Origin of the sequence: Aeromonas sp. MaB10011B, assembly GCF_017939325.1 — a bacterium.
GTDB lineage: Bacteria > Pseudomonadota > Gammaproteobacteria > Enterobacterales > Aeromonadaceae > Aeromonas > Aeromonas caviae.
Window position 1 is genome coordinate 37,653 of sequence record NZ_JAGKRK010000042.1, and the last position, 6,121, is coordinate 43,773.

Annotated in this window: 4 protein-coding genes and 1 pseudogene; 1 reads left to right on the forward strand and 4 read right to left on the reverse strand. The window is 62.7% G+C overall.

What is annotated here, in order from left to right; all coding sequences use genetic code 11:
• Positions 1-44: 44 nt before the first annotated feature.
• Positions 45-758, reverse strand: a complete 714-nt coding sequence (locus J9893_RS12355) for an AcvB/VirJ family lysyl-phosphatidylglycerol hydrolase (protein WP_201984291.1) — start codon at positions 756-758, stop codon at positions 45-47.
• 10 nt (positions 759-768) lie between these two features.
• The gene (mprF, locus tag J9893_RS12360; RefSeq protein WP_201997494.1) at positions 769-3,324 is read right to left on the reverse strand and encodes a bifunctional lysylphosphatidylglycerol flippase/synthetase MprF; all 2,556 of its coding nucleotides are present in this window, start codon (positions 3,322-3,324) and stop codon (positions 769-771) included.
• A gap of 219 nt (positions 3,325-3,543) precedes the next feature.
• Here mprF and J9893_RS12365 point away from each other — a divergent pair, with 219 nt between their 5' ends.
• Positions 3,544-4,254 (forward strand): metallophosphoesterase, encoded by a 711-nt coding sequence (locus tag J9893_RS12365; protein ID WP_201984295.1) that lies wholly within the window; start codon positions 3,544-3,546, stop codon positions 4,252-4,254.
• An 808-nt stretch (positions 4,255-5,062) separates the two neighbouring features.
• Here the strand turns inward: J9893_RS12365 and J9893_RS12370 are convergent.
• Together J9893_RS12370 and J9893_RS21695 are read right to left on the reverse strand one after the other, a co-directional pair.
• A pseudogene (locus J9893_RS12370) lies at positions 5,063-5,327 on the reverse strand (leucine zipper domain-containing protein); the annotation flags it as partial.
• A 161-nt stretch (positions 5,328-5,488) separates the two neighbouring features.
• A partial coding sequence (locus J9893_RS21695; RefSeq protein ID WP_246875574.1) for a pyruvate kinase occupies positions 5,489-6,121 on the reverse strand: 633 nt, incomplete at its 5' end.

Genomic DNA, 6,121 nt, shown 5'->3' on the forward strand with positions numbered 1-6,121 from the left:
GGCGGCCATTGGCCGCCCTGTGTCGTTTTCCCGGCCTCTCGCCGTTATTGGGCCAGGCCCAGGTGCCCGGCAATCTGCTGGTACAGGGTCTGGTAGTTGTCGTCGAAGTGGTGGGAACCCGGCAGGGTCATCGTCGTCACGTTCGGCTGCTGCAAGCGCGGACAGAGTTTGACCGGGGAGTCGTCCTCCGCGCCCTGCACGCAGAGCAGCGGCAGAGTCTGGATCCGTGTCACCTCCGGCAGGGTGGGATAGCGGCCCCCCTTGTCGTGCACCACCATGTCGCTGACGTGGATCTCGAAATCCGACGCCGTCGAGGGGGAGAGCATCACGGCCCCCGCCAGGCTGTCGCGATAGGCCGGCGGCAGACGATTGATGACGTAGGGCACTATCTCGGCACCAAAGGAGAAACCCACCAGCAACCAGCGCTGGCGCCCCCAACGGGACTGGTACTCGGTGAGGATGCGCACCAGATCCGCCGTCGCCTGCTCCGGCGTCTTCTTCTTCCAGTAATAGGAGAGCGAGCTCCAACCCACCACCGGCATGCCGTGGGCCTGCAACTGGGCGCTGAGCCCCTTGTCCAGCGCCGCCCAGCCGCCATCCCCGCTCATGAAGACCACCATGGGGGAAGACGAGGCTTGCGCCACGGGCAACTCCACCAGCCCCAGATCCGCGCCGACCCGCCCCGGTTGGGCGGCCACCGCCGGCAAGGTGAACGAAGAGACGAAACAGCAAATCAACAGCAACAACATGGCTCTCATGGGCCAACTCCTATTTCTTCATGAGCCCGAAGGGGCCGCGACTGATGAGGGAGACGAGATGGGTCAGGGTGCGGGGCAGCACCAGATGACCGGTACAGAGCAGGTAGCGGGGCTCCCACCTTGGGCCGAACTTCTCCTTGTAACGCCGCAGTCCCTGGAAGTTGTAGAAACGGCTGCCCCGGGTGAACAGGGTGTTGCCAAGGCGGGCCCAGTAACCGCCGAGGGGATTGTCGTTGAAGCCCGACATGGGGGCCATCCCCAGGTTGAAGCTGGCATAACCCTCCTGCTTGCCCCACAGCAGGAGCTCGACAAACAGGAAATCCATGACCGGCGCCGCCCCTGTGTCGAGGCTGTAGCGCATCAGATCGATGGAGAGGCTCTCCTTGTTGTCGCTGGTCCATAGGTTGGCAAACCCGACGATCTGCCCCTCGCGCCGCACCAGCGCCATCGGGTTGAGGGTGAGGTAGGCGGGATCGAAACTGCCCACGGAGAAGCCCTTCTCCCTGCCCTGCTTGCTGTGCAGCCAGCTGTCGGAGATCCCCTTCAACTCGGGTAGCAAGGCGGCAATCTCACCGGGTGCCACCACCTCGAAGCGCAGCCCTTCCCGCTTGCCCTTGGCGTGACTCTGGCGCAGGTTGCGCAGGCGACTGCCGGCGAGATCGAAGCTCGGCAGATCCACGATGGCCTCCTCCCCCAGCTTGAAGGGGATGAGCCCGAGATCCAGAAAGACAGGCAGATAACGGGCCGACACCTGGTAGAAGACCGGGCTGACGTCGTGCTCGTCACAGCGCTCGCGAAACTGCCAGAGCAGCTCCTCCACCAGGGAGGGCTGACCGACGGGATCCCCCATCACTATCCAGCTGCTGCCCTCGGCCCCGTACATGAGGAAGGCCTCGCCGCTTGGGTGGAACAGCAGGGACTTGTCCCCGAGCTGGGCCAGGTAGCCGTGGCCTCCCCCTGCCCGCATCACCAGCCCATGGGCACGGGAGAGCGCCTCGGCATCCGGCTTGCCGACGGCCAGGCGCAAGGGAGCCAGCAGATGGGCCACCCCGACCACCGCCAGCACCCCGATGGCGCTCCCCATGGCGCGCAGGGCGCGGGAGGCGGCCCCGGGCCCGTGGGCCGAGACGTGCAGCCAGAGGGAGGGGTCGTACTCCACATGGCGGTAGGAGAAGAGCAGCAACCACAAGGCCCCCAGCAGCACGGCCCCCACCGACATCAGCCAGGAAGGGGTGAACCGGGCGTGAAGCAGGGAACCCTTGCGATAAAAGAGAGGGCGGCAGGGGGTGATGATGAGCAAGAAGCCCCCGAGCAGCAGGGCCGACTCCCAGTCAAACCCCTTGAACAGGGAGAACAGCATGCCAAGCCCCAGCAGCCACTGGGTGATCCTGAATGCCCCGTCATGACGGCGGTAGAGGCTGTGGGCCAGCAACAGCAGCAACACGCCGCTGACGCTGCCGAGCACATGGGAGAGCTCCAGCAGGTGCAGGGGCAGCACCTGCAGGAAGGCTTCGATGCGCCCCTTCATGGTCGGGATCATCCCGGAGCAGAGCAGCAGGGTGCCCGCCGCGAAGGTGCCCATGCTCACCAGGGCGGGCACAAACTCCCGGGTCGCCATCATCACTCCCTGCAACCGGTGTAGGCGGGCCCGCTGTTGCAGCAGCTCCTGACCTGCGAACAGCAGCAGGGCACAGAGGAAGGGCAGGAAGTAGTAGGTGCAGCGGTAGATAAGCAGGGAGGCGAGCAGCTTGTCCACCGGCAGATAGTGGGTGAGCAGCAGGCTCATGCTCGCCTCGAAGACCCCGATGCCCCCCGGCACATGGGCCAGCACCCCGAGCAGGCTGGAGAGCACGAAGGCACTGAGCAGTACCGGATAGGGCACGCTGCCCGATGGCAGCAGCACATAGAGCACGGCGGCGGCGGCCATCCAGTCGAGCAGGGCGATGAGCAGTTGCAGCAGGCGGTATCTGATGCGCGGCAGGAACAGCGGGTGCCCGCGCCAGACCAGGGCTGCCCCCGGCCACACCAGATACGCCAGCACCGTCAGCAGGGCCAGGCCCCCCGCCAGTTGCAACAACCCGGTCGCCCAGCGGGGCCAGTCCACCAGCAGGGCCGCCCCCTGCCCCAGCAGCAGGGCTCTGCCCCCCCAGCCCAGCAGACCGAGGAAGAAGGTGATGGAGCAAAAGAGGATTACCCTGGCCACCTCTCCGGTGCCAAGCCCCAGGGAGGAGTAGAGCCGGTAGCGTACCGAGGAGCCGGTGAGCAGCGCAAAGCCCAGGGTGTTGGAGAAGGTGTAGGCGATGAAGGAGGTCATCCCCACCTGCTGCCAGGGCAGGCGTTTGTCCAGCACCTTCAGGGCCAGCAGATCGTAGCAGCAGAGGCAGCCATAGCTGAGCAGGGTGAGCAGCAGGGCGCCCCCCAACTGCGGCAAGGGTTGTGACCAGATGGCCTGGCGGATGTCGTGCCAGTGCCACAGGTGGGTCAAATGATAGAGGACGGTCAAGGCCGCCCCCAGCAGCAGCAGGCTGCACAGGGGGCCTATCCAGATCAACAGCTGACGCCGCATTCAAGATTCCTGTCAAAAAGCGTGGAGAAAGAGAGCCTCCGAAAGCGGGCGGACAAGGCGCCCTCCCGGAGTGACTCCCCCACAGGCGGCGCGTGACGCCGCACGTTCACGGGGGCAATCCTATGATTTACCAGGCCCTGCCCGCTCGCCACTTTTCTTCTGTAACCTTATGTACAGGCAGACAAAACATCCCCGTCCGGGATAGAGGCAGGAGACGCCATGACACCCTCCCCCCTGATAAGACGCTTCCCCCAAAACGCCCAGGGGCGCGATCTGGCCGTCGGCGACATCCACGGCCACTTCGCCCTGTTGCAGCAGGCCCTCGACACCCTGGATTTTGATCCCGCCCGGGACCGTCTCTTCAGCGTCGGGGATCTGGCGGATCGCGGGCCCGAGTGCAGCGAGGTGATCCACTGGCTGGCCAGGCCCTGGTTTCACCCGGTCTGCGGCAATCACGACGACTACGTCTGCCGTTACGAGAGCTGCGATCGGGAGAACTGGATCCGAAACGGCGGCGGCTGGTTTCAGCACCTGACCCCTGCCGAGCAGGCGGCGTTCGCCGTCCACTACCGCAGCCTGCCCCTGGCCATCGAGGTGGCCACCCCGGCCGGCCCCGTTGGGCTGCTTCACGCCGATTGCCCCTTCTCCTCCTGGCAGGGGCTGCTGGACCAACTCGATGCCGGGGTGAGCGGCGGACGGCTTCGGGCCATCAAGAACGTCTGCCTCTGGTCAAGGCGCCGTATCGAACGGCTGGACGAGAGCGGGGTCGCGGATCTCGCCGCCCTGGTGGTGGGCCACACCCCGGTGAGGGTGCCGGTGCGCCTTGGCAACGTCCACTACATCGACACCGGCGGCTGGTATCCCGAGGAGGGCGGCTACTTCACCCTGCTGGACCTCAATACCCTGACTCCTCACTTTCCCCAGCCCTGAGCCGGACCGATGGGATGACCAGGCTCACGGACAACGCCCACTGCCCATTAAAGCGCCAGGCGAACGCCCCGGACTTCGCTCTGCCAGCGCGATGGTTTACCATGCAGGCCATTGCGGTGCATGGCACCCCCACCCAGGCGCCAGGCGCCGCCGTCATCGGATACTCCTTTCGAGCAACATGAGCACATCAGCGCACCCGGCCAGCGGGCCCACGTTCTATTTCCACGTTTTGCAATACCTCTTTTTTAATACTTTGATTTGCATGGGCTTATGGCTTTAATGCCGGTGAGCTTGGTACACAATTGGGACATGGTGAAATTTGAGGGCATTGCTACAGATAGCAACGCTGTTCGTGTGAGTAACTGAAGGGTCAGGACTTCATCCGCTTTGGCCGCAAAAAAACCAGTAAAGCCAGTCCGCTGTTTCATATGTGAAACACAACATGCAGAAGTTCGTGACCATAAACAGAAGAAGTTCAATTTGTAGTTATATTTCAATGCATTGCAGTAGAATTCAAACAAAACCAAACGAGTCCTCAATGCTCATCTCTGTAGAAAGCACCAATCAACAGCCCATAGACCAACCGCATTCGGCCATCCCGGCCCAGCAATAGACCGAACAATATCTCGCCGCTTGCCGGGTCGACCCCATGCCAGAAACACCAAATGGCGCTTCCGCCACATCCTGCCTAGCTAGTTCTTACGCTTAGCTGCGAGAGATGGGTGAGACCTGTGGGAAACGCCCGATGGCACGATTGATGCGGCATGATGGTTTACATTTACACGCAGGCTAGCACCACCAGCCCATGACTGATGGGTCGATAGGTTTGTTGATGCTTGCGCAGTTCGATAATCCCTGTTGGCGCTGGTCATCAATGGCATGGGGGCAAGAAGAGTGACCGAGCAAGCCATCAGGTCCCTCCTTGCGATATCGAGTGAGCCACTTGTCAGTTGCTCGGATAGTGACTCGGCAGCGTGATCCGCCTCTTCAACACGCAGGCCCTGTTCAAGGACGCGCCGGACAAGAAGCTGTCGACCAAAGACGGTTAAGTGGACATTTTTATGGTTGTTCACTCGCACATCTCCGACGATTAGTTTGGTTGGCGCCTCCAATTCTCCGGTAATGCCCCGAGTGAACAACCTGCAGAGAGATCACAGCTAGGGAGACCATATTACCCCCGATATACAGAACCCCCGATGTACCACATCGGAGGATCTTGGTGATTAGAAGATGCTCAGAGCATATGAACGGAGGCGGTGTTGGTGGTACCGCTCGGTACCAGGGCACCGGAGACCATGACAACCACGTCACCCTTCAGACGCATGCCGCTGGCCAGCGCGGCTTCTTTGCCGATGCGATAGAAGTCGTCGGTGGAGGCGATGGAGTCAACCACGTGAGCAACCACACCCTTGGTCAGCACCAGCTGGGCAGCGGTCTTCTTGTTGGTGGTGATGGCCAGGATCCAGGCTTTCGGGAAGTACTTGCGGATGGCCTTGGCAGACTTGCCGCCTTCGGTGGCAACCACGATCAGCGGGGCGTCCAGCTTCTCGGAGGTCTCTACCGCGCCTTTGCAAACCGCTTCGGTGATGCGCAGCTTGTTGCTGTCGTTGGCAGCGGACAGGTTGGACGGCATCACGGCATCGGTACGCTCGCAGATGGTGGCCATGATGGTCACGGCTTCCAGCGGGTACTTGCCCTTGGCGGACTCACCGGACAGCATCACTGCGTCGGTACCGTCCAGGATGGCGTTGGCCACGTCGCCGGCTTCGGCGCGGGTCGGACGCGGGTTCTTGATCATGGAGTCCAGCATCTGGGTGGCGGTGATGACCACTTTGCGGGCTTTGTTGCACTTCTCGATGATCATCTT

Coding starts and splice junctions, on each gene's coding strand:
- J9893_RS12355 (WP_201984291.1), bottom strand. CDS start 758: ATGAGAGCCATGTTGTTGCTGTTGATTTGCTGTTTCGTCTCTTCGTTC.
- mprF (WP_201997494.1), bottom strand. CDS start 3,324: ATGCGGCGTCAGCTGTTGATCTGGATAGGCCCCCTGTGCAGCCTGCTG.
- J9893_RS12365 (WP_201984295.1), top strand. CDS start 3,544: ATGACACCCTCCCCCCTGATAAGACGCTTCCCCCAAAACGCCCAGGGG.